The 723-nt window shown below is 34.4% G+C and carries 1 protein-coding gene and 1 pseudogene; both read right to left on the reverse strand.

Going from position 1 to position 723, the window contains the following annotated elements; translation table 11 throughout:
* Window positions 1–384: transposase (locus HMPREF3116_RS09020; protein WP_168125812.1), on the reverse strand; the 384-nt coding region annotated here is incomplete at its 3' end.
* A 37-nt stretch (window positions 385–421) separates the two neighbouring features.
* Window positions 422–723, reverse strand: a pseudogene (locus HMPREF3116_RS09025) (transposase family protein); the annotation flags it as partial.

Consider the following 723-nt stretch of genomic DNA (forward strand, 5'->3'; position numbering starts at 1 on the left):
ATTATTTAGTAATTGTACGATATGAAAACGATTAATAGCAATTTTTGCATTAGGGAAACAAGCCTTAACAACGCCTATATATGGAGAATATAGGTCCATTGAAATCGTCATTACTGCAGCTCGAGCTTCTTTAGAATAACGATGGAAATACCGAATTAACGACTGCTGTTTTCGATTTTCTATAATGTCAATCAAACGTTTATTATGAGGATCTGCAAGAATTGCACTCATCGCTCCTTCTACATCATCTACAGACTTAAATTCATCCAAGGAAAGATGTTCAGGTAGGTAATTACCTTTAGGATTTAATGCACTAGCTGCTTTTAATAGGATTCTTGATACAGTATTTGAAGAGACGTGATACCGTTGTCCAATAAGCTTCATTGACTGCGTCTCTGTTAATTCTACCGCTATTTTATTTTTAGATAGTATAGAAATAGAATCGAATTTTTTTAATGATTGATGATTGCGCAATGAAAGTGGCTTGGCAGTGTTTACACTTAAATCGTTGCTTTTTAAGTGTAAACTTAATAGGTTTTCCAGGACCATCAGGCAACCGCACACCTGTCTCTTTAAAACCATATTTACTGATGTCTTGAGTAGATTCATTTTTAACTTCACACATATCACAAGCCTTAGGCTTGTAGGTAAGGGTGCCCATAATTGGAATGTAATCTAATTTATCTAAAGATTCCTCATCAGGTAACTCACTAATCGTAATAT

Source organism: Aerococcus sp. HMSC10H05 (assembly GCF_001806975.1).
Classification (GTDB): Bacteria; Bacillota; Bacilli; order Lactobacillales; family Aerococcaceae; genus Aerococcus; species Aerococcus viridans_B.